Source organism: Mesorhizobium sp. M7A.F.Ca.CA.004.06.1.1 (assembly GCF_003999135.1).
GTDB lineage: Bacteria > Pseudomonadota > Alphaproteobacteria > Rhizobiales > Rhizobiaceae > Mesorhizobium.
Genome location: NZ_RZPQ01000929.1, coordinates 1 through 2,000, shown reverse-complemented (window position 1 = coordinate 2,000; position 2,000 = coordinate 1). Strand labels below are relative to the sequence as shown.

Genomic DNA, 2,000 nt, shown 5'->3' with positions numbered 1-2,000 from the left:
TGAGACGGGCATTCTTGTGGATGTTCATTCGGACCCTCCGATGGATGCTGAAGCGTGGTAACTCCAGTCTCCTCGGTCCGGTCCGAATGGACAACCTCTCGAAAGCTCACACCTAGAACTCCTCTTGAAAGCGTATCTAGCTTCAAAGGGCGTGTCGAAACGCGGTCTCCGGCTCGGCTTCGGTCACAAGATCGAGGACATTTACGAAGCCGCAGTGGCCCTAGGAATGCCGCCGATTGGGAACGTGAAGATGATTGCCAACAACCTTGACCTGATGAATTCTCAGCAAGATTTTAGGTACCCGTCGGGGTACAAGCTGAATGTCCCGCCGCCGAGCTTCTGCCGAGAAACGTATAACGCTCTCCACACAGCGATCGAGCCGAGGATCCCCACCGAGGTACTGAAAGCCAACCTCAAATTTCATTGGGATTTTCGGGGGAAGACTGTCATTTGGAAGGACGAATAGCCCGAGGATGATCTTCCCCATCTACGTTGGCGTTCTTATGGCGCTGCTGTCAGCATCCGCCATTGGCGGTGGCGGCAAGGCGATCTTGTTGGGATGGCCGCCTCGCTGACAATGGCCGGGATGGGCACTCGCCGGCTGGCTAGGTTCTTAGCAGGCCATAGCCGGCTGTCTGGTGGAGATCGTCTTTCAGGGCTTTGATCGTCTGTGAAAGGTCGCGAACCTTGTCCATCAGCGTCTGAATGGTCGCCCCGATGGGCTGGATCTTAACGCCTCAATCGTCGCGAGAAGCTCAAGGTAGACGTGGTTCAATTGAACTTTCTCCCTTCGAGAGCTCTCAATGGTGATCGACATGTGCGACCAGGCTCGATCAATTGCCTGTTCGCTTATCCTTCATCGACAAGCGGACGCGTGCCGCCACCTCCCTTCCGTCACGCGAAGGACCCAGCCGGCGAGACCAGACGGCGTGCGTGGCGCAATCTTCTATGTGACGAGCGGCGAGATCGCGTGTGTCCCGCCGTGATGGGATCATCTATTCGTCGAGCGCGGCGCTGGCGCCATCATCGTCGATATCTGCAAACCCTGGGATGATCCAGCAGCTTCTCCTTCGACAGCAGCCCGGCGTCCTCGAGCGCCTCGAAATCCGGCAGCTGGCGCAGCGTGTCGAGCCCGAACTGCGACAGAAAAGTTTTGGTCGTCACATAGGTGTAGGGCGCGCCCGGCTGCGGGCTGCGCGGCCCCGAGGCGACCAGCTGCTCAGCGCGCAGCACGCCGATCAGGTCACGTGACACCTCCTTGCCGAAAAAGCTCGACAGCTCGCCACGGGTGATCGGCTGGAAATAGGCAATGCACATCAAGACAAGCGCCTCCGCCTGCGACAGTTCTTTTGCTCCCTCGCCCGCTGCCGTGCCGAAGGCTGCGTGAATGGCGTCGCCAAAAACCTTTTTGGTCCGGTGCTGCCAGCCGCCGGCGACCGCGACCAGCTCGTAAGGGCGGCCGGCGAGTTCGGCGCGAATGTCGTCGATGATCAGCTCGATATTGCAGTTTTTTCCCACCACCCGCGCGAGGACACTACGTGTCACCGGTTCATTTGCCGCAAAGATCACCGCTTCGACGCGGGCCATCCATTCGCACCAGCGCAGCTCCGGCGGCAGATGTTCCAGTTCGGTGTCGAGCAGCGCCGGCTGATCGTTTGGCTTGCGGCGGGCGGACGCTTCGCTCATCGCTACAGCCCGAACAGCCGGAATGTGGGGCGGCCGGAGAGCTCGCGCACGACCTCCAGTTGCTGCAGCCGTTCGAACAGCCGTCGCGATGCAAAGCGCGACAGATTGTCCGTCGTCAGCGATCCGGACACGGCGTCTTCACTGAGCAGCAGAAAGATTACGTCGCCGGCGCCTTTGGCGCGCAGTTTCGGCGCCACCGCCAGGAGTTTTTCGGCCCGGCGCGACAGCTCGGCGGCCAACCGACAAGCGTCCGCGGCGGCCGCGACGAGCGCGATGCAAACCGCCCGCTCAAAATTCTTGTCCCCGGGCCGGAT

Annotated in this window: 2 protein-coding genes; both read right to left on the bottom strand. The window is 60.6% G+C overall.

All coding sequences use genetic code 11. The annotated features are described in order from the left end of the window. Nucleotides 1-1,023: 1,023 nt before the first annotated feature. Entirely contained in the window at nucleotides 1,024-1,686 is a 663-nt protein-coding gene (locus EN906_RS32275; RefSeq protein ID WP_063169436.1) for an SMC-Scp complex subunit ScpB, read from the bottom strand. Nucleotides 1,687-1,688: 2 nt separating this feature from the next. Beyond that, nucleotides 1,689-2,000 (bottom strand): DUF1403 family protein (locus tag EN906_RS32270; protein WP_127313347.1); only part of this gene is annotated, 312 nt, incomplete at its 5' end.